General features: G+C 40.6%; 20 protein-coding genes. 7 read left to right on the top strand and 13 right to left on the bottom strand.

Annotation, left to right across the window (positions count from 1 at the left end; genetic code table 11):
• Positions 1 to 4: 4 nt before the first annotated feature.
• From DXC23_RS08295 to DXC23_RS08270, 6 genes are all read right to left on the bottom strand, one after another.
• A complete protein-coding gene (locus tag DXC23_RS08295; RefSeq protein ID WP_242997460.1) occupies positions 5 to 358 on the bottom strand; it encodes an ASCH domain-containing protein in 354 nt (117 codons plus the stop codon).
• A gap of 11 nt (positions 359 to 369) precedes the next feature.
• Positions 370 to 1347, bottom strand: coding sequence for an aldolase catalytic domain-containing protein (locus tag DXC23_RS08290; RefSeq protein ID WP_117705642.1), 978 nt, complete (start codon positions 1345 to 1347; stop codon positions 370 to 372).
• Between the two features lie 36 nt (positions 1348 to 1383).
• Entirely contained in the window at positions 1384 to 2655 is a 1272-nt protein-coding gene (locus tag DXC23_RS08285; RefSeq protein ID WP_199523058.1) for a dihydroorotase, read from the bottom strand.
• Between the two features lie 15 nt (positions 2656 to 2670).
• Complete coding sequence (locus DXC23_RS08280) at positions 2671 to 4581, bottom strand: hypothetical protein (RefSeq protein WP_117705641.1); 1911 nt, start codon at positions 4579 to 4581, stop codon at positions 2671 to 2673.
• A 334-nt stretch (positions 4582 to 4915) separates the two neighbouring features.
• Positions 4916 to 6745: a glutamine--fructose-6-phosphate transaminase (isomerizing) gene (gene glmS / locus DXC23_RS08275; RefSeq protein WP_117705640.1), complete on the bottom strand. Its 1830-nt coding sequence runs from the start codon at positions 6743 to 6745 to the stop codon at positions 4916 to 4918.
• A 33-nt stretch (positions 6746 to 6778) separates the two neighbouring features.
• The gene (locus tag DXC23_RS08270; RefSeq protein ID WP_117705639.1) at positions 6779 to 8647 is read right to left on the bottom strand and encodes a nucleoside-diphosphate sugar epimerase/dehydratase; all 1869 of its coding nucleotides are present in this window, start codon (positions 8645 to 8647) and stop codon (positions 6779 to 6781) included.
• 258 nt (positions 8648 to 8905) lie between these two features.
• Here DXC23_RS08270 and DXC23_RS08265 point away from each other — a divergent pair, with 258 nt between their 5' ends.
• Positions 8906 to 9763, top strand: a complete 858-nt coding sequence (locus tag DXC23_RS08265) for a metallophosphoesterase (protein ID WP_117705638.1) — start codon at positions 8906 to 8908, stop codon at positions 9761 to 9763.
• Between the two features lie 19 nt (positions 9764 to 9782).
• Here DXC23_RS08265 and DXC23_RS08260 read toward each other — a convergent pair whose 3' ends face one another.
• Both DXC23_RS08260 and DXC23_RS08255 read right to left on the bottom strand, forming a co-directional pair.
• The gene (locus DXC23_RS08260; RefSeq protein ID WP_117705637.1) at positions 9783 to 12170 is read right to left on the bottom strand and encodes a homocysteine S-methyltransferase family protein; all 2388 of its coding nucleotides are present in this window, start codon (positions 12168 to 12170) and stop codon (positions 9783 to 9785) included.
• Positions 12160 to 12804: a vitamin B12 dependent-methionine synthase activation domain-containing protein gene (locus tag DXC23_RS08255; protein ID WP_158552523.1), complete on the bottom strand. Its 645-nt coding sequence runs from the start codon at positions 12802 to 12804 to the stop codon at positions 12160 to 12162. Before DXC23_RS08255 ends, DXC23_RS08260 begins: the two co-directional genes overlap by 11 nt.
• A 240-nt stretch (positions 12805 to 13044) precedes the next feature.
• On the opposite strand from DXC23_RS08255, the gene DXC23_RS08250 reads away from it, so the two are divergent.
• The gene (locus tag DXC23_RS08250) at positions 13045 to 14025 is read left to right on the top strand and encodes a peptidylprolyl isomerase (protein ID WP_242997457.1); all 981 of its coding nucleotides are present in this window, start codon (positions 13045 to 13047) and stop codon (positions 14023 to 14025) included.
• Between the two features lie 9 nt (positions 14026 to 14034).
• Positions 14035 to 14883 carry an HAD family hydrolase gene (locus tag DXC23_RS08245; RefSeq protein WP_117705635.1) on the top strand — a complete coding sequence of 283 codons (849 nt, stop codon included), beginning with the start codon at positions 14035 to 14037 and terminating at the stop codon, positions 14881 to 14883.
• 152 nt (positions 14884 to 15035) lie between these two features.
• Here the strand turns inward: DXC23_RS08245 and DXC23_RS08235 are convergent, their stop codons facing one another.
• The 5 genes from DXC23_RS08235 to DXC23_RS08215 are packed head-to-tail and all read right to left on the bottom strand — an operon-like array spanning position 15036 to position 21093.
• On the bottom strand, positions 15036 to 16295 hold the full coding sequence (locus DXC23_RS08235; protein WP_117705686.1) for an aspartate aminotransferase family protein: 1260 nt from the start codon (positions 16293 to 16295) through the stop codon (positions 15036 to 15038).
• A gap of 30 nt (positions 16296 to 16325) precedes the next feature.
• Positions 16326 to 16748, bottom strand: a complete 423-nt coding sequence (locus DXC23_RS08230; protein WP_117705633.1) for a hypothetical protein — start codon at positions 16746 to 16748, stop codon at positions 16326 to 16328.
• Positions 16745 to 18724, bottom strand: a complete 1980-nt coding sequence (gene srtB / locus DXC23_RS08225) for a class B sortase (RefSeq protein WP_117705632.1) — start codon at positions 18722 to 18724, stop codon at positions 16745 to 16747. Before srtB ends, DXC23_RS08230 begins: the two co-directional genes overlap by 4 nt.
• 38 nt (positions 18725 to 18762) lie before the next feature.
• Positions 18763 to 19947 (bottom strand): tRNA uracil 4-sulfurtransferase ThiI, encoded by a 1185-nt coding sequence (thiI, locus tag DXC23_RS08220; protein WP_117705631.1) that lies wholly within the window; start codon positions 19945 to 19947, stop codon positions 18763 to 18765.
• A gap of 18 nt (positions 19948 to 19965) precedes the next feature.
• Complete coding sequence (locus tag DXC23_RS08215) at positions 19966 to 21093, bottom strand: cysteine desulfurase family protein (protein WP_117705630.1); 1128 nt, start codon at positions 21091 to 21093, stop codon at positions 19966 to 19968.
• Between the two features lie 169 nt (positions 21094 to 21262).
• On the opposite strand from DXC23_RS08215, the gene spoVAC reads away from it, so the two are divergent.
• The 4 genes from spoVAC (at position 21263) to DXC23_RS08195 (ending at position 25913) form a co-directional block, all read left to right on the top strand.
• Complete coding sequence (spoVAC, locus tag DXC23_RS08210; protein WP_117705629.1) at positions 21263 to 21718, top strand: stage V sporulation protein AC; 456 nt, start codon at positions 21263 to 21265, stop codon at positions 21716 to 21718.
• A gap of 187 nt (positions 21719 to 21905) precedes the next feature.
• On the top strand, positions 21906 to 22832 hold the full coding sequence (locus tag DXC23_RS08205) for a MoxR family ATPase (RefSeq protein WP_117705628.1): 927 nt from the start codon (positions 21906 to 21908) through the stop codon (positions 22830 to 22832).
• Positions 22833 to 22842: 10 nt separating this feature from the next.
• The gene (locus tag DXC23_RS08200; RefSeq protein WP_117705627.1) at positions 22843 to 23805 is read left to right on the top strand and encodes a DUF58 domain-containing protein; all 963 of its coding nucleotides are present in this window, start codon (positions 22843 to 22845) and stop codon (positions 23803 to 23805) included.
• Positions 23802 to 25913 carry a transglutaminase domain-containing protein gene (locus DXC23_RS08195; protein ID WP_117705626.1) on the top strand — a complete coding sequence of 704 codons (2112 nt, stop codon included), beginning with the start codon at positions 23802 to 23804 and terminating at the stop codon, positions 25911 to 25913. The genes DXC23_RS08200 and DXC23_RS08195 overlap by 4 nt, the downstream gene beginning before the upstream one ends.
• Positions 25914 to 25918: the final 5 nt, after the last annotated feature.

Below are 25918 nucleotides of genomic sequence, written 5' to 3'. Positions count from 1 at the left end.
TTTTTTACTCTCCTTTATTTTGTAACGATATTACTCTTATTTCTATTCCCAATACGCCGTATTTCTTCTGCTGCTCCTCTGAATAATACTCTATCATATCCTCGGGTTTTGCATTTGAAATATCTTCCTTAGTATATCCGCATTTAAGTAAAGGAAGATCAGCGTATAATTCCTTAAAAGATTTATATTTATAAATATCAATAACCTCAGTCGTAATGGTTTTAAGGCTGTCTTCTGTATTTACAAAAGTAATCAAATCCTTGCGGTTTAGTTTTCTGCGTTTTTCATCATTAAGCCTTAACTCAATGGTTTTTTCTCCGCTTGCTATCATTTTGAACGGCAAGGGATTTAATCTCATTATATGCGTCATCAGCTGTTGATAATGTCAAAAAGTTCGTGAGCAAAGTTTGTGTAATCTTTTCTGTCATCCTTAACAAATGAGATAGCCGGACGGGGGTGAGTGTTATACTGACCTGTAAGCATATAAGGAACATCGTATCCCCACTTAACTCCGCTTTCTCTGAACTGCTGTGTATACTCAAGCATCTTGAGAATCGGGTCAACCTTGTACTTAGGATTTTTGAGGAAACCTAAGAGTAGCTCAAGTGCGCAGTTGCCTGCACCTCTGCCCATACCGTCTACTGTTGCGTCAAGGTAGCTTACGCCCTGTGTCATTGCCTCAATAGTATTTGCGAAAGCAAGCTGCTGGTTGTTGTGTGCATGAATACCGACTGACTTGCCGTACTTTTCACCGTATGAGCAATATAATTCAGCTAACTTTCTTGCCTCCTCAGGGTAAAGAGCGCCGTAGCTGTCTACAATATAAAATGCGTTTACAGGGCTTTTGCCGAGAATATCAAGAGCTGTAATAATATCCTCTGTTCTCGCCTTTGAAACAGCCATAATGTTGATTGTGGTTTCATAGCCTTTCTTTGCGCAGTCCTCAATCATTTCTACTGCCGCAGGAATTGTGTTGATATATGTTGCAATTCTTACAAGGTCAATCGGACTTTCGTTCTTTGGAAGAATGTCATTCTTAAAATCTGTTCTGCCAACATCAGCCATAACTGCAATCTTAAGGTCTGTATTGTTTTCGCCAACAACTTCTCTTATGTCGTCATCGTTGCAGAATTTCCACTTGCCAAATTCTTTTTCGTTAAAAAGCTCTTTAGATGCCTTGTAGCCGAACTCCATATAGTCAACGCCTGCTTTTACATTTGCGTTATATAAAGCCTTAACAAATTCGTCGGGAAACTCAAAATTATTGCAAAGTCCGCCGTCACGAATTGTTGCGTCAACAACTCGTATATCTTCTCTTACTGATAGTAAATCACCTTTTTGTGCCATTTTACTGATTCTCCTTTAATCCTTGGGCATTGCCGATTATTTATCTTCAAATACGGTTTTTCCACCCAAAATTGTATATTTCACCTTTCCGCAGAGCGTTTTGCCCTTGAAAGGAGTATTTTTGCTTTTGCCATGCAGTTTGTTTACATCAACAACCCACTCTTGGTTTAAATCAACAAGCGCAAGGTCGGCTGTTGCTCCTACTTTAATATGTCCTGCGTTTATTTTTAAAATTTCGGCAGGATTTGTGCTCATCTTTTCTACAAGCTCGGAAAGTGTAAGCAATCCTGTTTTTACAAGATAAGTGTATGATACCGCAAACGAGGTTTCCATACCGATTGAGCCGTTCGGCGCTTTTACAAAATCAGCCTTTTCCTCGGGTGTGTGCGGTGCATGGTCAGTTGCGATTGCATCAAGCGTGCCGTCTTTAAGACCGCTTATAATCTCCACCACATCTTCGTGTGTGCGAAGTGGCGGATTCATTCTGAAATCTGCGTCCTTTGCAAGCAATTCCTTTTCTGTCATTGAGAAATAATGTGGGGCGGTTTCGGCTGTAACCTTAACGCCTCTTTTCTTTGCATCTCGTACAAGCGCAACGCTTGTCTTTGTGCTGACATGACAAATGTGTATCGGAACATCAAGTGCTGCCGCAAGTGCAATTTCTCTTGCTGTACCGCAATCCTCAGCTGCGGCAGGAATACCCTTTACGCCAAGATTTTCGCTTACTTCGCCGCCGTTAATTTTACCGCCGTCCGCAAGGAAAAGATCCTCACAATGGGCAACAACCGTCATACCGAGCTGTGGTGCTTTTTTCATTGCATCGCTTAAATATTTTGTGTTTTCAACAGGTCTGCCGTCATCTGAAAGCGCAATCGCACCTGCCGACTTTAATTCGTCAAGGTCGGTTGGCTCAAGACTTTTGAGTCCTTTTGTAATGCTCGCCGCAACATAAACATTTGCGTCTGCATTCTTTGCCTTGTCAAGAATGTATTTAACTGTTTCGGCATTGTCGGTAGTAGGAATTGTGTTTGGCATTGCAAGCAGGCTTGTAACGCCGCCGGCAGCTGCCGCCTTGCAGCCTGTAATAATATCTTCCTTTTGAGTTTGACCCGGATCACGAAGATGCACATGCATATCTACAAGTCCCGGAATCAGAGTTAAGCCGTCAGCGTCAATTACATTGCCGTCAAATGAAATATTTTCCGCAATCTCCGCAATTTTTCCGTCCTTGACAAGTACATCGGCAACATTGTCAAGTCCGTCTGACGGTGACACTATGTGCGCATTTTTAATTAATAAAGTATCCATAATAATCACCCCTATTTACTTTCTTCTGCTGTTATTCTGCTGTGGTCTTCTGCTTGGTGCTTTGCGGTTTGGCTGAGAATTTCTGTACTGCGACTGTGGTCTTTTCTGTGTTGCACTGTGAACCTTTACAAGTCCGTTGCTGTCACGCCTCTGAGCCGCCTGCTGTCTTCTCATACGCTCTCTTTCTCTGCGCTCAAGCTCTGCTTTTTTACGCTTTTTGGCAGCATACTTACGCTTTACAAGTCTTGACACATTTGTGCAGAAATATCCGCAATGAACAAAGAAATTCTTAATTCCGTTGCCTGCCTTTGAGGCAATCTCAACGAAGTTTTCTGTCTTATCGTTATCTGTGGCAGTTTCAACCTCTACTGCTCGCTTTTCCTCTTCCGAAAGCACATCATAATCAACGGCATTTTTAAGGTCTGAGCTGTCTACATCAATGATACCAACGATTCTCCTCGGCTTTTCTTCAAAGAAATCATATCCCTCGTCAAAATCGTCAGCGGTGTTCTTCTCTGCCTCTCTTCTGAGTTCCTCCTCGTCTTCCTCGTCATTTTCAATATCTTCATCGGTTTCATCATCGTCTGCCGAGTCAACCTCTTCCGCACTTACTTCTGTAACTTCATCAGCCTGAGTTTCATCTTCCTCGCTGTCAGCCTCAGAAATTTCCGACTGTGCCGCATCTTCGTACTTTTCGTCATCAGAATAGTCATCAGATTCAAAGTCCTCTTCGCTTTCGTTTGAAGTTACTGTTTCTTCGGTATTCTCGGCTTTTTCAGGCTCGTCTTCCGCTACGGTATCTACAACCTCCCCGGTCTGTAAATCCTCCTGAGCCTCTTCAATTTCATCTGCGATAACTTCTTCAGGCTCAAGTTTCTCTGCCTTTGTTTCGATTATCTCAACACCTGTGCCCTCGTTTTTAAATCTTGCCTTGCTCTCGTTTACGATAGCATCAATCTCCGCATCGGATACAGTCGGTTTCTCGTAAATTCTTACCTTTACTTCTTCCTCGTCAATATCCTTGTAATCGTCAAAATCGTCATCTTTTCTGCCACTGCTTATTTCTGTATCAGAATTTTTCATCTCGTCATAAGCCTTGTAGATACTCATAATATCTTCATTCTGCGGCTTTCTTGCAGGCTTATTTTCAGACTTATATTTATCGGTAAGCTCACGAAGTATCTTTTCGTTTCTGCTCTTTTTATTCTTTTTCTTAGCCTTTTTGCTTGCTATCATAACAATAATAAACAGAATAATTACCAACGCAATTATTCCTATGTAAACATAGGTTGTAAAATCGCCGTTCGGGTCAGCCTTTGAGTTAAAGGTTACAGTCGAAAGAATAGACTTTAATGTTTGATAATCCGCAGAAGTAACATTGCCGCCGTTATGCTGAATTGTAACATTAATGCTCATTCCGTCATAAACCGTATTTGCCTGATAGGCTTTAATCTTATCGCTGCCGCTTGATACATTCAAATCGAACATAAGCCATACAAGGTCTGCTGCCTCGTCCGGGGTACAGCTTATATACTCACCCTGAGAGATAAAATTATCTCTCACCTCGTAGAGCTTTTCTTCGGAAAGCAATTTATAATTTTTTATGCCCTCACTGTCGCCGTTTCTTGTCATAGTTACGGTAACCGTTGTGGTGGCTTTGTTATCCATAGCCTGCATAAAAATATCGCTGCTTTTAAAATCAGACATTGTTTTGTCATAATCAAGTCCAAAAACAGAAAAATACTTGTCTGTACTTTTACTGTCCCTTGTTATGCCAAGCATATCGTCAGGCAGCTGAATAGTCATATTGTCGAGCTTTTCAATTTGAATTTTACTGCCTGCGGCATTGCAGACAAAAGCGGTACACGCAACAAGAGCTGCGCAAACGAATGTTGTAAAAATCCTTTTTATATTTTTAGCAATCATACTAAAATCCTCCAAAAACAGAATATTCTGTCAATAAATCCATATACATCATTTATTATACATAATACGAACAAAAAATACAAGTGAAATTCTGTGTTTTACAAAGTATTTTTTTGAATTTAAAGCGTTAAAGTATTAAACATTTTCTTTTATCGTACCTTCTTGCCCGAACGAAAAATCTTCTTAACCATAATTTTTAAATGTTCCCTCAACATATAGAATCCTTTTTATTAATCTCAACTATTAACAAAGAATCTAAAAACAAAAAACAAGTGACGGCAACACCATCACTTGTTTTTATAATAAATAAAATTTCTAATGTTTCAATTTTAAATTATTCAACAGTAACCGACTTTGCAAGGTTTCTTGGCTTATCAGGGTCATTGCCCTTATTTACCGCTGTGTAATAAGCAAGTATCTGAAGTGGTACAACCGCTGAGATAGGCATAAGAAGTTCATTTGTCTGCGGCACTTTGATTACATAATCTGCAATGCCGTCCTCAAGTGTTCTTGCGCAAGCCTCTGAGCAAACGAGAATATTCATCGCACCTCTTGACTTAACCTCAACAATATTGCTGATTGTTTTGGCAATAAGGTCGCTCTGTGTTGCAACAGCGATTACAGGCATACCGTCCTCAATAAGAGAAATTGTGCCATGCTTTAACTCGCCTGCCGCATAACTCTCAGAATGAATGTAAGAAACTTCCTTGAGCTTAAGTGAGCCTTCCATTGAAAGCGCATAGTCAAGACCTCTGCCAATGTAGAGCAGGCTGTCTGTGGTGATGAGCTTTGTTGCTACATACTTACACTGTTCCTCGGTTGTTTCAATAACATACTTAACGGCATCAGGCATTTTAAGAAGTGCCGAAACAAGTCTTTTGCACTCTGCCTCGCTTACAGTTTCCTTAGCAAGTGCAAGCTCAAACGCAAACAGATACATAACTGAAAGCTGTGTAATATAAGCCTTTGTAGATGCAACAGAGATTTCAGGGCCTGCAAGAGTATAAATAAGCATATCTGCCTCTCTTGCAATAGAGCTGCCCTTTGCGTTTACAATGGCAAGTGTTGTAGCACCTTTCTGCTTTGCAAGGCGCATTGCTGCAAGGCTGTCGGCTGTTTCGCCCGACTGTGAAATAATAATTACAAGGTCGCCCTCGCCTACTATCGGATTTCTGTATCTGAATTCAGATGCAATATCAACTGTAACAGGAACTCTTGCAATGCTTTCGATAATATATTTGCCAACCAAACCTGCGTGCATAGCAGTACCGCAGGCAACAACAGAAATAGACCTAAATTCTCTTAACTTTTCAAGTGTAATGCCGCACTCCTCAAGACACGGCAAACCATCTCTTACTCTCGGAGCAACGGTTGTTCTGATTGCCTCAGGCTGTTCGTTAATTTCTTTAATCATAAAGTGCGGATAACCGCCTTTTTCGGCAGCCTCCATATCCCAATCGGCAACCTTTAATTCCTTTTCAATAGGATCGAGGTGCTCATCAACAAATGAAACACCGTCAGCTGTAAGTGTAGCAATCTCATCATGGTCGAGAAGATAGTAATTCTTTGTGTATTTAAGAATTGCAGGAACATCGGACGCAATAAAGCTTTCGCCGTCAGCTACGCCAACAATAAGCGGACTCTCTCTTCTTACGGCAAAAATTCTGTCCGGAAAATCTTTGAACATAATACCGAGAGCAAAAGAACCCTTAAGTTCAGCCATTACGCTGTCGATAGTTTCAAGCGGATTTCCGTTATATTTATAATCAAGTAGCTGTGCAACAACCTCGGTGTCTGTATCACTGAGGAAAGTTCTGCCCTTTGAAGTAAGAAATTCTTTTAATTCAATGTAATTTTCAATAATTCCGTTATGAACAATGGTAACTCTTGCGCCGCTGTGCGGATGTGAGTTTACATCTGACGGCTCACCGTGAGTTGCCCATCTTGTATGGCCTATACCTACATGACCCTCCGGTTTACCCTCAACTGCCATCTTATCAACAAGATTTTTAAGTTTACCTTTTGTTTTAACTGTTTCAATGCCGTTTTTTCCAAAAACAGCTATACCCGCTGAATCATACCCTCTATATTCGAGCTTTGTAAGCGCACTTACAAGCACATCACTGCAGTCTTTAGGGCCAACATATCCAACAATACCACACATTATGTATTCTCTCCTTTACTGATGAGTAATATATCAGTTTGTCTTATGGTTAAAAGTAGGTACAAGATCCGCAAGAAGTTCTACTGTTTTTTCGCTGTCATTGTGATTTGCCACAATTTTCAGCTCCTCAAGTTTTTTAAGCAGTTCTTCAGAATTAATATTAATCTGATTACCGATAAAAATCTTTTCATTTGCAGTAGATTTAAGTCCTTCTTCGTCCATCAAAAGTTCCTCAAAAAGTTTTTCACCGGGTCTTAAGCCTGTAAAAATAATCGGAACATCTTTGTACGGAATCTTGCCATACATACGAATGAGATTTTCGGCAAGAGTCGTGATTTTTACGGGAGCACCCATATCAAGCACAAAAATCTCGCCGCCATGAGCCATTGCACCTGCCTCAAGAACAAGAGAAACAGCCTCCGGAATTGTCATAAAATATCTGATTATGTCAGGATGAGTAACAGTTACAGGTGAACCGCTTTCAATCTGACGCTTAAACAAAGGTATAACCGAGCCGTTTGAGCCAAGTACATTGCCAAAACGGGTGGTTACAAATTCTGTATGAGTGCTGTGCTGAGCCTTGTGCTGAATTATCATTTCGCAGGCCCTCTTTGTTGCACCCATTACATTTGTAGGATTTACAGCCTTGTCGGTTGAAATCATAACAAATTTGTCGGCACCGTATTTTTCTGCAAGTGTTGCAACATTATATGTACCGAAGATATTATTTTTAACCGCCTCCTCAGGCACTGTTTCCATAAGAGGAACATGCTTGTGGGCAGCTGCGTGAAATACAAGCTGCGGACGATATGTTTTAAATATCAATTCCATTTTATCGTAATCACGCACCGATGAAATCAATGTTACAAGGTTAAGCTCTGAGCCGTACTCAAGCACAAGCTCCTGCTGAATATCATAAGCATTGTTTTCATATATATCTACTATGATTATTTGCTTTGGCGAATACTTTGCAATCTGTCTTACAAGCTCACCGCCGATAGAACCGCCGCCGCCTGTAACCATACAGATTTTGCCTGTAACCAATTCTTTAATCTCTTTTTTATCAAACTCAATCGGCTTTCTGCCGAGCAAATCCGCAATCTTAATTTCCTTTGCCTGAGAAATAAGTTCTGTGTGCTTATCATCAAACAAAAGCTCGCTTAAATAAGGAATAATCTTGATTTTACACTGAGTTTCGGAGCAGTAATTAAGAATTTTTCTCTTTTCCTCTTCCTCGCATGACGGAATGGCTACAATTATATTTGTAATTTTGTTATCATTACAAATTTTAGGAATCTCTCTGCATATGCCGAGAACAGGCACACCGTTAATTCTGTGGCTGAGCTTGGTTTCGTCGTCATCAACAAAGCCTACTGCCATAAGATTACGGGCCGGACTGTTTTCATCGTAAACGGCATTCTGAATTTCTGTAAGAACCATTCTGCCTGCATTGCCTGCGCCAACAATAAGAGTGCGTTCACAGTTGTCTGCTCTGCCAGATTCGGTTAAATCAAGAAAAGTGCGCTTAAAAATAAACCTGAATAAAAGCACGCCGCCTGTTGCAAACAAAGCATATAAAGCAATAAATAAGAAAGACTGCCTTATCTGCAAAACGAACATAATAATACCACTCAAAGCAAAACCCGCCAGCATAGCCACACCGCAAACAAGGTAATCCTTTAAATTAAAATATCTCCATAGTCTTCTGTAAGCGCCTACTCCGAACAAAATCAGCATACAAATTGCAAGAGATAAAATTATAGTGTAAAGCAAACCTCTGTTTGCCTCAGAAATTTTGGGAAAAACAAGCGATAATCCGTAATTTAGCACAATACCGCTTACCACAATAATAAAAACATCCGCTAACGCAAGAACGAGCTTGCGGTAATTTATTTTTTTCATTTTTAGATAGACCCCATCATTTTTAACCAATTATATAAATTTTCATACAAACACATAGTTCAAATTAAAAAAATTATACAAATTTATTACACAATATTATACATCAAAATTAGTATTTTGTCAAATCTATTATATTTTGCTTTATAAGTAAAACACAATATTTTAATACAACAATTCACTATATTTGAAAAATGTAATTTTTTGGTGTAATATAATATTATAAAAAATATCACATTATTATAAGCAAAGGACATTTTTATGAAAAAATCTAAAAGAAAACTATCACTGATAATTTTTTCTGCACTCTCCGCTTTATTTGTTTCGGAGCTGGTGCATAGCAATTTATTTTTAAAAACAACGGAATATAACCTAAAGTCCGACAGAATCGAAAACAATATAAAAATCGTTTTGATTTCGGATCTGCACAACAAAGAATACGGTACGGATAACAGCGAACTTGTAAATAAAATCAAAGAGCAGCAGCCTGATTTCATAGCCGTTGCAGGAGATATGGTAACTCGCAATTATATAAATGACGACATTATGAAAAGTCTGTTGACAAAAATATCAAAAATCGCTCCCGTTTACTGCTGTCTTGGCAACCACGAACGAGATATTGCCGACAAAATTGATTTTAAATCAGACATAACAGCTTGCGGAGCAACCTTGCTTGACAACGAGTCCACAATATTTACGACTAAGGGCGGAGATAAAATATTGATTGGCGGAATGTCAGACTTTCCGTTTTATGAATATGATGCTCCCGATTACGATACACCCGAGGCGCACTTTTGGGAAAAATTCAAAACCGACTCAGAAAACTGCTACTCTGTACTTCTCCATCATCAGCCTGAGTATATAAAGGATATTGTAGGAACATCAAAAATAGATCTCGTATTGTGCGGTCATACTCATGGCGGTCTTGTGCAAATTCCATTTGTCGGCGGAGTTATCGTACCAAATCAAGGACTTTTTCCACAATACGATAAAGGCGAATTTCTTTTTGACAATACAACAATGATTATTTCCGCAGGACTTGGCGTATCAAATCCTGTTCCGAGATTTAACAATCAACCTGAAATATGTGTAATAAATATTACTAAGGGCAATTCCTAAGCGGAACTGCCCTTTTATGTTAGCCTAAAACCTTTTTAGCTGTATCTACACTTTCCTTTGCATCTCTGCAATAATAGTCAGCGCCGATTTTCATTGCATACTCTTCAGTAAGCACAGCACCGCCTACAAAAATTACACACTTGCTGCTGCCGTCAGGATTTTGCAGCTCCTTTGTTTCTCTTACAAGTTTAATGGTATCTTCCATACTCTTGAGAGTTGTGGTCATAAGAGCCGACAAACCAATCATCTTTATATTCTGCTCAATAGCCGTATCTACAACAAGCTGAGGGTCAACATCTTTGCCAAGGTCAACAACTGTATAGCCGTAATTATCAAGCAATACCTTTACAATGTTTTTGCCTATATCGTGAATATCGCCCTTTACAGTTGCAACAATAATTTTTCCCTTGCTCACTGTTTCTCCGCTTGTCTTTGAAATATGCTTTTTAATTACATCAAAGCAAGCCTGAGCGGCATTGGCGCTCTGAATAAGCTGAGGCAAAAAGATTTTGTTCTTTTCAAAACCCTCGCCAACCTTATCAAGCGCAGGGATAAGCATTTCATTTACAATTTTCATTGCGTCGCCTGTTTCGGCAAGCATTTTTTCTGTAAGTAATGCGCCCTCACTTTTAAATCCGTTGAAAACAGCTGTCATAATATCCATATCGGTTGAAACATTGTTGTTGGCAACGGGAGCCTGAACAGCGTCATTGTAAGCCGCAATAAAGTCCATTGAGTTTTTGTCAATGCCGTCAAGCACACGATATGCTCTTACAGCGCCTGTAATAGACTCAATGTTAGGGTTGATAATTGGCAGGTCAAGTCCCTCTTCAAGCGCCATAGTAAGGAATGTTCTTGTAACAAGGTCACGATTTGGAAGTCCGAATGAAATATTTGAAACACCGAGGCAAGTTTTACAGCCAAGCTCGGTTTTCACTTTGTGCAAAGCATTAAGAGTTTGTCGGCAGGCAGACTGCTCAGCCGAAACCGTCATTGTAAGGCAGTCTATGAAAATATCTCGTCTGTCAATGCCTATTTCCTCTGCCCTCTCAACAATTCGTTTTGCAATTTCAAATCTGCCCTCGGCAGTCTTTGGAATACCGTTTTCGTCAAGAGTAAGGCCTACCACGCAAGCGCCGTATTTTTTTACAAGCGGCAATACAGTGCTCAGGCTTTTTTCTTCGCCGTTTACCGAGTTTACAATCGGTCTGCCGTTGTATGCACGAAGTCCTGCCTCTAGCACATCGGGTTTAGTTGAGTCAATCTGCAAAGGTGCGTCACATACGCTCTGAATTGCCTTCAGCACTCGCACCATCATTTGCTTTTCGTCAATTTCAGGGTGACCTACATTGACATCAAGAATTTCTGCGCCTGCGCCTGTCTGACTTAATGCCTGAGTGAGAATATAGTCAATATTATTATCAACAAGCGCCTGCTTAAAGAGCTTTTTGCCGGTAGGGTTAATTCTTTCACCGATAATTCTCGGGTGGTTTACTTCAACAACAGAGCTTGCACTGCACACTGTTGTGTCTACCTCTTTTTTGGACGGCTGATATTTTTTGTCTTTAAGAGCGTCTTTAAGCGCCTTGATATAATCAGGATTTGTACCACAGCAACCGCCGAGAACCTTTACACCGTACTTCAAAAGTGAGAGTGATGCCTTTGCAAAATCATCAGGCATAACATTGTATTCGTTGGTGTTAGGGTCAGGCAAGCCTGCATTTGGCTTGATTACAATGGGAAGATTTGTATATTTTGAAATTTCGCTTACAATCGGCTCAAGTTCATCAGGGCCAAGCGAACAGTTCACACCAAGGGCGTCAACACCGAGGTTCTCCATTGTAACCGCAAAGGCTGATGGCAATGCACCTGTAAATGTACGCATATTGCGTTCAAATGTCATTGTTGTAAATATAGGTTTGTCGCTGTTTTCTTTTGCGGCAAGTACAGCGGCTTTCAGCTCGTAGAGGTCTGTCATGGTTTCAAAAGCAATAACATCTGCATCTTTGCCTGCAAGAATAAGCTGTTTGTAGTATTCGTAGGCCTCTTCAAAAGTAAGCGAACCTGCCGGCTCAAGCAACTGACCGATAGAACCTATGTCAAGTGCTACCAGCGCTCTGTCGCCAACCGCATTTTTTGCAATGCTCACACCTGCGCCTACTATTTCCTCTACACTGTAACCGCAGCCCTCAAGTTTGTATGCATTTGCACCAAAGGTGTTGGCATACACAACATCAGCACCTGCGTCTACATAAGCCTTATGAAAAGACGCAATTAACTCGGGATGAGTGATATTCAGCGTTTCAGGTACTTCGTCATACTCAACGCCGCTTTTCTGAATCATAGTGCCGGTTGCACCGTCAAGTATTATAAATTCCTTTTCCTTTAATAATTCCCTAAACCCCACAATGAAGCCCCTTTCTTCTGAATTTACAGGTTTCTCTCATATTACAGATGGCACAGCCACGCTTTTTTCGTTCTATCGGATTTTTAGAAAGTCCCATTACAGCCGTAACCGACTTTGCAGGCATAAGCAAAAAATTGTCATTTGTGCAAAGCCCTATTTTCTTTGGCGCATCGAGCATCTGCAATACTACCTTTTGCATTTCTATCGGATAGTCGCCATAGCCCGGACTAAATCGAAATGTCATATTGTAATCGCTGTATTTTTCCGCAATTATTTTGTCAAAGGTATTGCATACCTGCTCAACGGCAACACTCGCAAGACTGTCCATTACCACAGCACGAGCCATATCGGAAATCTGCGAAATTCTTATGAGTTTATCAACCTCAGTGCCGATAGTAGCGCACATTACAATAGCTTTTTCACATCCGCTTAGGTGCGACTCTATATCTTTGCCGCCCATAAGCTGAGGGCAAGGCAAGTCTTTTTCTGTATAAAGATATTTTGGCGAGGCTTTTTCAAGCACCGCCTTTTCACATTCGTTCATCAGTACATCCATTCGGTAGTTGAGCTGAATACCTGCCCCACCGAGATAGCGCACTGCCTCGTTTCTGTTAAGCTTTTCTAATTTTATCATAGTATAACCCCTATACATATCAATGCACTCCGTTTTAAGTTAAAGCATCTTAAAACCGACTGCATAGCTATACTTTATTATTGTAACACACTAAGCATAATAAAACAATACAAGTAATTATTTTTTCGAGCAAACTCAAAAACTCGAAAAATTGGCTAATTCACTTAAAAAGTTGCATTTTTTATTAAAATATGTTATGATAAAAATGTATAAATTTGTACCGAAAGGAATTCATACAATATGAAATACAACAAAATAAAAAAAACTTTGTGCCTTATAGTGGCACTTGCGCTTATTCCTGCCTTTGCGGCAGGCTGTTCCGATAATAAAGAAAAGCCTGAAAGCTCAAAAGCCGAAGAACCCACCACTACTGCCGTTGCTACAAGCGACGAGGCTAAGGTAGGCAAGCCTGCGGTATCTGCGCTTGAAGATATGGGCATAGTGCCGTCAACAGTGGGCATAAACCCTTCTATCAATTATGACAGCAACCCCGTCGGATTTCAGCTTGAAGCACCAAAAGACGGCGACACCATTGCAATTATGCACACATCAAAGGGCGACATAAAGCTCCGCCTTTTTGCCGACCAAGCACCAAAGACCGTTACAAACTTCATTAACCTTGCCAACGAGGGCAAATACAACAATACAATTTTTCATCGTGTAATCAATGACTTTATGATTCAGGGCGGTGACTACGAAAACGCAAACGGTACGGGCGGCACAAGCTCATACGGTGAAAACTTCGAGGACGAATTCTGCGACAAGCTCTTTAACATAAGAGGAGCTGTATCAATGGCGAACAGCGGCCCTGATACAAACGGCAGTCAGTTCTTTATTAACCAAACAACACCGGAGGCATTCCAAAAGAACGGCGGTTTTGCCGCTTATGAAAATCAGTGGACAAATGTAAAAGCACAGCTTGAAAACTACAGGGATTCAGAGCTTTTCTCTGCTTTTGTTCAGCAGAACGGAACATTTTGCTACAACACAGATGTAATCAGTGATGAAATTAAAAAGCTGTATAACGATAACGGCGGCAATCCGTATCTTGACGGTGCATACAATGCGGTGGACAGAGGACACACAGTATTTGCACAGGTAATTGACGGAATGGATGTGGTAGATGCCATTGCCGCAGTAAATGTTGACTCATCTACAAATAAGCCGACAGAAGACATTACTATAACTTCTGTTGAAATCACAACCTATTCGGCACAGTAAGAGGTTATTATGAACGAAAAGCCTATAATTGCAATAATGTATGATTTTGATAAAACGCTTTGTACAAAAGATATGCAGGGATACGGCTTTATTCCGAGTCTTGGCATAACCGAGGACGAATTTTGGAGCTATACCAACGAAATCGGTCATAAGGAGCATATGGACTCAATTCTTGCATATATGTATGCAATGGTAAAAATATCTAAGGACAAGAACATTCCTTTGCTCAGGGAAAAACTTGTTGAAACGGGCAAAAAGGTTGAACTTTTTGACGGTGTTACAAAATGGTTTTCACGAATAAACGCTTATGGAGAGAGCCTTGGCGTATGCGTGGAGCATTATGTAATTTCTTCGGGACTTAAAGAGATTATTGAGGGCACACAGATTGCAAATGAATTTAAAAGCATATTTGCCTGCGAATTTCTTTATGACGAAAACGGCAACGGCGTATGGCCGAAAACCGATGTAAACTACACAAACAAAACTCAGTTTGTGTACCGCATAAACAAGGGTGTGCTTGATGTTGCCAACGATAATGATTTAAACAAATCAATGCCCGATGACAGCAAGCGTATTCCGTTTTGCAATATGATTTATATTGGCGACGGACTTTCTGATGTGCCATGTATGAAAATGATGAAAGCCTACGGCGGATATTCTATTGCAGTGTATCAGAAAAAAGACGCAAAGGTTGAGGATTTGTTACAGAGAGGCAGAGTTGACTATATTTATCCTGCCGATTACAGTGAGAACAGCGGACTTGATACAACGGTAAAAAATATTATTCACAAAATGGCAATCAGCGAAACTCTCTACCGAGAATACTCAAAACAAAAGCATGAAATTGAACTTTTATAAAAGGGAATCCGATAAACGGATTCCCTTTGTTTTTGGTTTTTTATCAAGATTTTGGGTGGGCAAATTATGGTTAGCAAATTATCGGTCGGGCAACAAAGTAAAGCAAAAGCCTGTTCAGCACGCAAAGCTGAACAGGCTTAGTTTTATTTTGATTAATAATTAGCAAGGAGTTCCTTAAATGATTCCTTAACAATGTTAAGTCCCTTTAAGAGAAGTTCGTCCTCAATAACAAGAGCCGGCATAATCTTGAATACGCTGCCCTCTCTGCCTGCAACCTCACAAATAAGGTTCTTTGTAAAGCAAAGGTCAGAAAGCTTAGACGCAAGTGCAGGGTCTACCTTAGAGCAGTCAATACCCCACATAAGACCTATACCTCTGAGCTCAAGCTTATCGTTGAGTGGGAGAATTTCCTTTTCAACAAAGTTCTTTACAATTTCACCCTTGCGCACTGTTTCAGCCTCAACATTATTTTCAAGAAGATACTCGATAGCCGCCTTGCCTGCAACAAATGAAAGCTGATTTCCTCTGAATGTGCCGTTGTGCTCGCCCGGTTTCCAAACATCAATTTCAGGCTTGTGGAGTACAACCGACATTGGCATACCAATACCGCCGATTGATTTTGACATTACAACAATATCAGGCTGAATACCTGCACGCTCAAACGAGAAGAATGAGCCGCTGCGGCAGCAGCCGATCTGAATATCATCAACAATCATAAGAATATCGTTCTTTGTGCAGAACTCTCTTACAGCCTTTAAAAATTCAACATCAAATACTCTGATGCCGCCCTCTGCCTGAACAGTTTCCATAATAACCGCTGCCGGCTTTTCTGTTGCCGAGTGGTCATCGTCAATGAGCATCTGCATATATTTAACAACATCAAGTCCCTCTACCATATAAGGAGCAGGAATATGTGTGCAGTCTGTAAGAGATGCAATAGCGCCGTTTCTTGCAAACATTTCAGAAGTAGCAGAAAGTGCGCCGAGTGTCATACCATGGAAACAACCCATAAATGCAAAGATGTTTCTTCTGCCGGTGTACTTTCTTGCAAGTTTCAATGCTGCCTCAACAGCGTTTGTACCTGTCGGGCCCGGAAACTGAATTCTGTAATTATAGCCTCTTGGCTCAAGAATTTTAGTTTCAAATGTTTCAATAAACTCACGCTTTGGCACTGTATACATATCAAGTGCGTGAATAATACCGTCTGTTGAAAAATACTCAAGTGTCTTTTCCTTGATATATTCGTTATTATGACCGTAGTTTACGGCACCTGCACCACAGAAAAAGTCGATATAATCGTTGCCCTCTTCGTCAGTGATAATTGAACCCTTTGCAGTTTTAAAAACTGTTGGAAAATGTCGGCAATAAGAGCGTACCGATGACTCGTATTTTTCAAATGCTTCTGTTTTCATAAATTGCTGTTCCTTTCCTCTTTGCTGCATTTAAGCAATCATTTTGTTTTCCCTATACCTTTTTAGAAATCCTCGCAAAGCGCCGTTCATTATGCTTTCAATCTGCTGCGGATCATCGGGCAAAAGAATTATTGCCTGACTCTCCGTTGCAAACACATAGCCGTCGCTGCCTGAGGAATTTTTTAACCTTTTCATTTCCTTTGGCGGATTATCCGCAAGCGCCCTTGCAAAAACACTCGGACTGTCGGTATCTCCGCCTATATCTAAGCCACCCGTAACAAAAACAATGTCATTTGTTTGGAGTGAACTTACAACCAGCTCTCCAAGCGCCTTGCAGTTTGCCGCAAAGTTTGATTCTCCGGCAATCATATCAAGCTCAGAAAAGCTCTTTCTCAAAGACCTTTCGCAAAGTGAGGTTTTGCGAGCGGCGTAAAAAATCAGTTCACCCGTCACTCCGACATTACCTCCTCCGATACCGCATCGGTAGGCTGTTGTTTCAGTACAGGCTCAAAATTCGGTGCGATTGTCATATCGCTGTAAACCTTGCTGAAATCAAGCTGCCATCCTTTGAATATATAATCATAATAATCGTCGCTCGGCTGTACCGGATCTGCCGGTGCTTTTGCCGCCTTACCTACTTCAACCTTTTGCTCGCTTATCAGAGAACCGTCAAAGTTAATAAACTTAACAGTCACATAAACCTTTGCCTGCGTTGTAGGCTCAGCAGTTGTTGGCTGAGTAGGCTTTACTGTGTTGCCCTGTGCGTCTGTTGCAACAGGAGCGGTAGTAGCCTCAACAATTTTCTGATCCTTAAAGTCATAATCGCCGCTGTACCAATCAATCTGACCTGCGTCATATGCTGTGCAGAAATCTGTTACAGTCGGACGGGTGCCGCCGTTTCTGTCATAGTAAACCTGCGGCCATACTGCATTATTGTTTGCCGATGCCTGAGAAACATCAACCTTTGCAGATTCTCCCTTTCTTACCTTTCTTGCAACAATTACCGTTCTGAAATCGGTATATTCGTAAGAACAGGTTGAAAGTGTAATAAGGCTGTCATCTTCGTTTACATCAACAGGACAGTTTACCATTGAACGAACTCTTACATTGTAAACATAGTTCATAAATTCCTTTTCGTTTTGGAACTCGCCTATCATATAATTGAAAAATTCGCCATGGCTTGACAATGTATTTGTCTTAAACACTGAAATAATCTTGTATGTTGCGTTTTCTTCGGGAGTGTTAAATGTAATTGTAGGGGATTTTTTGTAGAAATCCATATCTATTGAATATCTGCCGTATTTAAGCATATCGGCAAACATTGTGCCGTCATTCATATGATGACCATGCATAATTACATTTTTGCTCTTTGTACTCTTGGTACTGCGGTAATCAATAAACACACTGCCCCAATCATCGGGATTGCCTTTATAATCTCTGTAAAGATAATACTGAGAAGAACGGCTGTCGCCCTCGTGATACAAAACAGGGTAGTCGATTTGGGTATCGTTAATTTCAACCCAGCCCACAATTTCTTTGTTAATATCCCTGAGCTTTGCCCAATCCACCTTTTCCTCCTCGGTAGGCTTTTTATCACCTTCCTGAGAGGAACTGTTGTCAGTGGTATTATGGTAAATCATCTGAATATCATTCATTTTTTCTTTATTCTGATAGCTTAAGTAAACCATATTGTAAAACAGCATTGAAAGAGCGCCGATAAATACCGCAAGCGATACAAGTGCAACCGATTTTCTCGCCACATCTTTGCCGCTGTCGCCACGCATAGGAATAAAGCAGTACTTAAAGCCTTTTCTTGGCGGAACATACTCCACCTTGCTGAATCCTCCGGGATACTCAGCCTCGTTGTACTCGAAAACCTCAATAGCTTTCAGCGCCGCCGCAACAATCATATCCTCGGTATTATTAAGCGAATACTTCGTTCTCGGCAGTACGGCAATTCTCATACCTTTATACATAAAGCAAAAGCCTTTACATCCGTTGCCTAAGTCACCGAGATTAAAAATCTTCGACTTCTTTCTGTATAGCTTAAAGCCGTCTTTAATCTCCTGCACCTTTTCATCGGAAAGTTTCAGCTTTTTGGCATTTTTAAGTGCCTTATCGTGCTTTTTCCAATAGTCCTTAGGAACTTTCACTCTTTCGGCTCTTTCAGCCTGCTCCACTACTTCCGAAAAGTGCCTTTTAAAGCTGTCTGCTCCCTTATCCGAAAGGGCGTTTGCAACAATTACAACAGCGGGCTTTTCTTCGTTATCTGCGCATTTATCCAAAGCCGCAATAATTTGTTTGCTTTTAAATCCAACGGGTGTTACATAGGTAAGCATAAAACCGTTTTCGGCAAGTTTGCCCGAAAGCTCACTGTTGTCAACAGCTGTATCATCGTTTTGGTTTACCAATAAAATTTCAATATCCACGCAGGTTCATCCTTTCGTGTCATGGTAATTTTGGTATATTATTCATCTTGAGCAGAAATCTCTGTAACCTTAAGATTTGCGAGTGCCTCTTCAATCATTGGTGCAAAGTCTGCCTTTTCCTGTGCCTCTTTAACATACTTCAAAACAGGGCGTGTTCTCGGATGCTTTGGGGTAAACACCGTACAGCAATCCTCATACGGCTCTATTGAAATATCGTATGTGTCTATCTTGTAAGAAATATCAATTATTTCCTGCTTATCCATACCAATCAGCGGTCTGAACACAAGTAAATCCGCCGCCTCATCGGTACAGCTGAGAGCGCCGATTGTCTGGCTTGCAACCTGACCGAGGCTCTCACCCGTAATAAGCGCCGTACAATTATTATCCTCGGCAATTCGTGAGGAAATCTGCATCATAAGTCTGCGCATAATGATTGTAAAAAGCTCTTCGGGACATTCATTTTTTATTGTTTCCTGAATTTTTGTAAACGGAACCGTATACATTGTCATTTTGCCTGCATAACGGCTTACTCGTCTTAAAAGTCTTACAACCTTGTCTTCCGCTCTTTTGCTTGTGTACGGAGGACTTGCAAAGTGAATTGCTGTCAGCTTTAGGCCTCTTTTCGCCATCATATATGCAGCAATAGGCGAGTCAATGCCGCCGCTTATAAGAATGGCTGCGTTGCCGCTTGTGCCAACAGGAATACCGCCTGCGCCCTTGAGAGCCGCACCGTGAACATATGCGCCAAAATCACGAACCTCAACATTTACAATAAGGTCGGGATTATGAACATCTACACTCAAATGCGGAAATTTATCAAGAATTACTCCGCCAAGCTCGGCACAAATTTCAGGTGACTTGTACGGAAAGCGTTTGTCACTTCTCCTTGCCTCTACCTTAAAGGTTTTGGCTGCTTTAAGCTCCTTTTCAAGGTAAACAGGTGCAGTAGCCATAATTGATTCAAGGGTCTTTTCTTCGCAAATAGCCGCTCTTGAATACGATACAATACCGAATACCCTTGAAATTTTCAGACAAGCCTCGTCAAGGTCTATATCGTCCGAAAGAGGCTTTACATATATAATCGACTGAGCCGATCTGATTTCAAAACTGCCCAGTGGTGAAAGTGCGTGTTTGATATTCTTTTTAAGAACATCTTCAAATGTGCGGCGATTAAGACCCTTAAGCACAATTTCGCCGTCTTTTAAAAGTATAATTTCTTTCATTGGTTTTTACCTTTCAGTTTATCTGTGAACAAGTACCTTTAGTCCCTGCTCAAGTGCGGTGCAAAGTGCGTCAACATCTTCTGTGGTGTTGAGCTTTGAAAAACTGACACGCAATGCGCTGTCTGCTCTTTCACTGCCGTATCCCATAGCGCTGAGCACATAGCTCGGTGCGCCCTTTGCGCAAGCACTGCCCGAGGAAACATATATCTCGTATTCCTCAAGGAAATGGAGCATTGTTTCACTCCTTACCCTGCCTGCCGAAAAATTCAGCACATAGGGCAAGGCATTTTGCGGTGAATTAATAACCACTCCGTCTATTTGTGTAAGCCTGCTTTTTGCATAGTCGCAAAGCTCGGCAACCTTTTCGTAATTTTTCTCTATTGCAAATTCATTACAGGCAACGCCGAATGCCGCAATCAAAGGCAACGGCTCTGTACCGGGTCGGATTTTCTTTTCCTGCTCGCCGCCGTAAACTCTCGGCACAAGACGAACACCCTTTTTAATATAAATTGCACCGCATCCCTTTGGCGAGTGTACCTTATGCGCCGACACGCTCACAAGGTCTGCTCCGAGTTTTTTTGGATTTACCGCAATTTTGCCGAAAGCCTGCACCGCATCTGTATGACACACAACATCTGATTTTTTCTGCTTAACCGCATCAAAAATCTCTTCAACAGGCATAATTGCACCTGTTTCGTTGTTTACATACATAACAGAAACCATAATCGTATTATCATTAACCTCTGCAAGAATATCCTCGGTATGCACAATTCCGTCTTTTCTCGGACTTACATAAGCTATTTCAAATCCCTCTTGCTCAAGTCTTTTGCAAGACTCCATTATACTGCTGTGCTCAACCGAGGTTGTAACAATCTTTGTGCCTCTGCGTTTTTTTGCATATGCCGTACCAAATAGTGCAAGGTTATTTGCCTCTGTTCCGCCGCTTGTAAAGGTAATTTCATCGGTTTGTGCAAAAAGCTGTTTTGCAACTGCTTTTCTCGCCTTTTCAAGCTCCTGCTCTGCAATCATTCCCCTGTAATGAAGTGAAGATGGATTTGCATAATTTTCTGTCATCATCTCAAACGCTTTTTCAGCCGCAGACTTTGACGCAACGGTTGTTGCACTGTTGTCAAGATAATGCTCCATGATACTCCACCTCACAATACATAAATATACATTTATCATTATACATCATATTTCATCAAAAATAAACCGTTATTTTACATAAACTAATCTTACATAAGGATAAAATTTTAACACATAATATTAGTACATTTAATAAGCAAGTTATAAACGAAACGGAGTTAATGTATATATGATTTCACCAAAAGAGTACAATAAAATTGTGATGAAAAATTCACCGAAAAGTAAACTTTTTGTGAACAGCATAAAGGCTTTTTTGATAGGCGGCACTTTCTGCACAATAGGGCAAGCCTTTACCGATTTATACGCAATGCTCGGAGCAAGCGAAAAAGACAGCAAAACTCTATGCTCTGTAACACTAATTTTTATAGGAATTTTGCTCACCGCCATTGGTGTGTATGACAAAATCGCCAAGCATGGCGGAGCAGGCACGCTTGTGCCCATAACAGGCTTTGCAAATGCGGTGTCCTCGCCTGCCATTGAATTTAAGTCAGAGGGATTTATAGCAGGACTTGGCGCAAAGCTGTTCATAATTGCAGGCCCTGTAATAGTGTATGGTGTTTCGGCGTCTATAATCTACGGGTTTATTCTATGGATTTTAAGTCTGTTCGGCATAAAGCTGTTTTAAATTATAAGTAATTACAAATACCCGTCATCAACAAAACGGTGACGGGTATTTTCAGGGCAATTTAATGTAAAATTTTGGCTTTTATATTGCGAATTTTTATAAACTAATGTAATATATAATTATACATAATCGAATTCACACTAACCACATATTTTATTGATAAATTAATAGAAATCAAGGTGATAATATGAATGAATTTAAAAAAGTTTTAAATGAGATAAGAAAAGTAATCAACGGCAAAGACCGAGAGATTATTATTACTATGCTCGCTTTGCTTGCAAACGGAAATATTTTGATTGAGGACATACCGGGAGTTGGCAAAACCACTCTGGTGCTTGCCTTTTCAAAGGCGCTCGGACTAAAATACGGCAGAATACAGTTTACACCCGACACCCTGCCGTCAGACATTACGGGATTTTCGTCATTTAATAAAGAAAGCGGAAAAATGCACTTTAACAAAGGTGCAATCTTCTGCAACCTTTTTCTCGCTGATGAGCTGAACAGAACTTCAAGCCGTACGCAGGCGGCTCTGCTTGAAGCAATGGAAGAAAGACAGGTTACGGTGGACGGGCACAGTTATGCGCTTGAAAAGCCGTTTTCGGTAATTGCCACACAAAACCCAGTCGGTGCGTCTGGCACACAGCTTTTGCCCGATTCACAGACAGACCGATTTACAGTCAGAATTTCTATGGGATACCCCGATTTTGATGCCGAGTGTCAGATGCTTTTGAACAGAAGTAAACAAAATCCGCTTGATAATGTAAAACAAGTGATTACCGTTGACGAGCTTATTGATATGCAAAGCAAAGTAAAAGAGGTTTTCGTAAGCGAGGATATGGCAAAGTATATAGTGATGCTTGTAACGGCTACAAGACAAAGCAGTCTTTTTTCAAGAGGTGCAAGTCCGAGAGCAACGCTTTCGCTTAAAGATATGGCAAAGGCGGCGGCTTTTGCCGACGGCAGGGATTACATTGTGCCACGAGATATTCAAAACATTTTTGTAAGAACAATAAGCCATCGTGTTATTTTAAGTTCAGAATCAACCGCAAAAAGAATTAATACCGATTCGGCACTCAAAGAAATATTAAGAACTACAAGACAACCCAAAATTTAGTGAGGAAAAAATGATAAAGAACATACTGATTTATATTGCCGTTCTTGCAATATCATTTTCATTTGCCGTATTTTATTATGCGTGGTTTTCAAATTTTTTGCTTATAGTTGTGGTATGCCTGCCTGTTTTATCCCTGATATGCAGTCTGCCGTTTATGATATATTCGGCTGTCAAGGGATTTTCGCTTTACGCTCCAAAGGTTATGAATACCGACAGCTTGCCATATCTCAAACTTGTTGCCAAAAGTAAATACGGCTTTTTCTGTCCGCTTTTAAAAATCCGGCTTTACACAAACAATCACTTCAGCGGTAAATCAAAGAAAATCAATTTTAAGTACAGCGGACTTGCAGGCAAGCCTGTAAACATTGAGCTTGCTCAGCTTGGCAAAAACTGCGGATTGATTGAATGTAAAACAAAGTGGCTCAAGGTTTACGATATGCTCGGGATTTTCTTTATTCCGATAAAATTCAGATATAATACAGAAACACTTATAGTACCGAAAGCCGAATTTATAAAGGACGATATTTTTTCAGACAAGCAGGCTATAATCGGATATAAAAAGAAATCGGGCGGCGGATTTTCCGATGATTACGAAATCAGGGAATATCGCAACGGCGACAGTATGAAAAATGTGCATTGGAAATTATCGGCTAAAAACGATAATTTAATGGTAAAAGAGCCGAGCCTGCCGATTTACAAAAATTTTAAAATTATGCTTATACTGACCGACAACGCCGAAAGCAACAACATTGTTATGGCTAAATTTGCAGGCGTTTGTATGAATGTGCAAAAGAATGAAATACCATGCGCCATAAGCACCACAAAAGCAGTCGGCGCTTATCCGCTGAGCTCTCAAACAAATATATATTCATTATACAGGGCAATTTATACTCAGAGCAACCTTGGAAATGCCGATGTTCAAGACGCAGAGCCATACAGTATTTTTGCCGAACCTGAGGAGGTGGCAAAGTGAAAAAAGACTTGCTTTCTGCTCTGATTGACTGCGTGTGTGTAGTTTTCCTTTCGGTCTGCCCCCTGCTTTGTTATGCAAGCGCATTTAGTATCAGCTATGAATATTCAACCGTCATTATCTCGGCAACAATATTTTCTTTTGTATTCAGCTTGATTTCGTCTTTTGTAAAAGATAAATTGAAATATGCACTGAGCGTTACGGTAATTGCCTTTGTAGCTTTTCTTGCCTTTGTTTTTTCAAGCGAGCATATTTTTGCACAGGCTAATTACTTTATAAACAAACTGCTTGAGCAATACTCTGTGTATCTGCCCGTTTATGGCAAAATAAAATTTGCAAGCTATATTGCAAACAATGCCACAGGTCTGTTTGTGCTGACCTTGGTTGTGCTGAGCGGTTTATTTTCCTGTTTAATATCAAGAATTAAATCAATAAAAATCGCAGGACTTCTCAGCATTGCATTGCTTGTGCCTTGCTTTATCCTTGTAAATACTCTGCCCGATCTTTTGCCTTTGCTTATGATATTTGCGGTGCTGTTTGCCCTGTATTTTTCATCGCAGACAAGACGGCTGAACTATGCGCACAGCGGTGTAGTTACCGCCGTTTCGGCAGTGATTTTATCAGTTTTAATCGCCTTTACCGTCGTACTAAATCCTGTTGAAAGCTACAAAAGGCCTAAATGGCAGGATGATTTGCTGAGCGATGTGCAAAGCCTAACGGGAATGAAAACCTACAACGGCAGCGGTAAAATCTCGTCCGCCCTCGCAGAGGTGGGCAACAGCCTTGAGCCTGAGGTGGATTTTTCAAATGCAGGCGCACTTACTCAAACAGGAAAAAAGGTTATGACTGTCACATCAAGTACAGACGGCAGAATTTACCTTAAGAGTATGGCATATGCAAATTACGAAAACAACAAATGGTCTGTGCTTACCGATGAGCAGGCAGACAACTATCCGCAGGATTATCAATCCTTTATTATGACTATTATGACGCAGTATTTCGGAGATGCAGAAACCGTAACCATTGACACCGTAAACAAAGAAAATGTTATTTACACACCCTATTATCTTAATTATATCAACAACAATTTTTCGCCTGTATGCGATGTGTTCATAGCAAACACCGACAAGGCAACAAACTACACTATGTTTGTTATACCGTATTCCGAGGAAAATATTAACGACTTTTCACGAATAGAAATAAGTGGCACCTCAAAATACGATGATTTTGCACAATGCTATTTATCTCTGCCAAACGATACCAAACAGGCAATGCTTGAAATTGCCGAGCGCAACAATATTAAAGATTTATCCAAGAGTGATATTTCTCAAACGGTTGCGGCGGTTAAGGACTTTGTTTCACATTCCGCATCGTATTCTCTCAATACACAAAAAGTACCCGCTGGCAGAGATGTTGCCGAATGGTTTTTGAATGATGCACAAACAGGCTACTGTATGCACTTTGCAAATGCGGCGGCTGTAATGCTCAGGGCGCTGGGTATTCCTGCAAGATATGTAACAGGCTACTGCGCAAATGTAGTTGACGGCAAGGCGACAGTCACCTCAGACAATGCCCATGCTTGGGTGGAATACTTTGACGAACGAATCGGCTGGATTCCGCTCGACGCTACATCATCTGATTTTGAAGTGCCGCAAGCTACCGAATCAGTGCAAACAACAACGCAGGCGCAAACCACTTCCCCGACAACTCAGCCTACCACTCAAAAGTCGACTGCCAATGAAAAATCAAATACAAAGGTGAAAATTTCAGCACCTGTTGTTTGGCTAATAATAATTATTCTTATCATCGCACTTGCCGCCATAAGAATAATACTAATAAGAATTTTAAGAAAGCGCAGTTTTACTCACAAAAACTATAAGTCAAGGACAATATGTATTTACAGATATTTAAGTAAAATTTCTGCCCTTGCAAATTGGAAACTGCCGAGCAGAATTGAAAAAATCGGCACAAAGGCAAGGTATTCAAATCATAATATTACTAAGGAAGAGTATATTACGATTTTCAATTATGTTCCTGTATTCAGAAAAGGTACTTTAAGAAAAATGCCGATACTCAAAAAAATATACGCACTCATAATTCTCGGATTATAAGTAAA

Source organism: Eubacterium sp. OM08-24, from assembly GCF_003438075.1.
Taxonomy (GTDB): domain Bacteria; phylum Bacillota; class Clostridia; order Oscillospirales; family Acutalibacteraceae; genus Ruminococcoides.
The sequence above is the reverse complement of the archived record's forward strand: the minus strand, read 5'-3'. Positions and strand labels throughout refer to the sequence as shown.

Coding starts and splice junctions, on each gene's coding strand:
- DXC23_RS08295 (WP_242997460.1), bottom strand. CDS start 358: ATGAGATTAAATCCCTTGCCGTTCAAAATGATAGCAAGCGGAGAAAAA.
- DXC23_RS08290 (WP_117705642.1), bottom strand. CDS start 1,347: ATGGCACAAAAAGGTGATTTACTATCAGTAAGAGAAGATATACGAGTT.
- DXC23_RS08285 (WP_199523058.1), bottom strand. CDS start 2,655: ATGGATACTTTATTAATTAAAAATGCGCACATAGTGTCACCGTCAGAC.
- DXC23_RS08280 (WP_117705641.1), bottom strand. CDS start 4,581: ATGATTGCTAAAAATATAAAAAGGATTTTTACAACATTCGTTTGCGCA.
- glmS (WP_117705640.1), bottom strand. CDS start 6,745: ATGTGTGGTATTGTTGGATATGTTGGCCCTAAAGACTGCAGTGATGTG.
- DXC23_RS08270 (WP_117705639.1), bottom strand. CDS start 8,647: ATGAAAAAAATAAATTACCGCAAGCTCGTTCTTGCGTTAGCGGATGTT.
- DXC23_RS08265 (WP_117705638.1), top strand. CDS start 8,906: ATGAAAAAATCTAAAAGAAAACTATCACTGATAATTTTTTCTGCACTC.
- DXC23_RS08255 (WP_158552523.1), bottom strand. CDS start 12,804: ATGATAAAATTAGAAAAGCTTAACAGAAACGAGGCAGTGCGCTATCTC.
- DXC23_RS08250 (WP_242997457.1), top strand. CDS start 13,045: ATGAAATACAACAAAATAAAAAAAACTTTGTGCCTTATAGTGGCACTT.
- DXC23_RS08245 (WP_117705635.1), top strand. CDS start 14,035: ATGAACGAAAAGCCTATAATTGCAATAATGTATGATTTTGATAAAACG.
- DXC23_RS08235 (WP_117705686.1), bottom strand. CDS start 16,295: ATGAAAACAGAAGCATTTGAAAAATACGAGTCATCGGTACGCTCTTAT.
- thiI (WP_117705631.1), bottom strand. CDS start 19,947: ATGAAAGAAATTATACTTTTAAAAGACGGCGAAATTGTGCTTAAGGGT.
- DXC23_RS08215 (WP_117705630.1), bottom strand. CDS start 21,093: ATGGAGCATTATCTTGACAACAGTGCAACAACCGTTGCGTCAAAGTCT.
- spoVAC (WP_117705629.1), top strand. CDS start 21,263: ATGATTTCACCAAAAGAGTACAATAAAATTGTGATGAAAAATTCACCG.
- DXC23_RS08205 (WP_117705628.1), top strand. CDS start 21,906: ATGAATGAATTTAAAAAAGTTTTAAATGAGATAAGAAAAGTAATCAAC.
- DXC23_RS08200 (WP_117705627.1), top strand. CDS start 22,843: ATGATAAAGAACATACTGATTTATATTGCCGTTCTTGCAATATCATTT.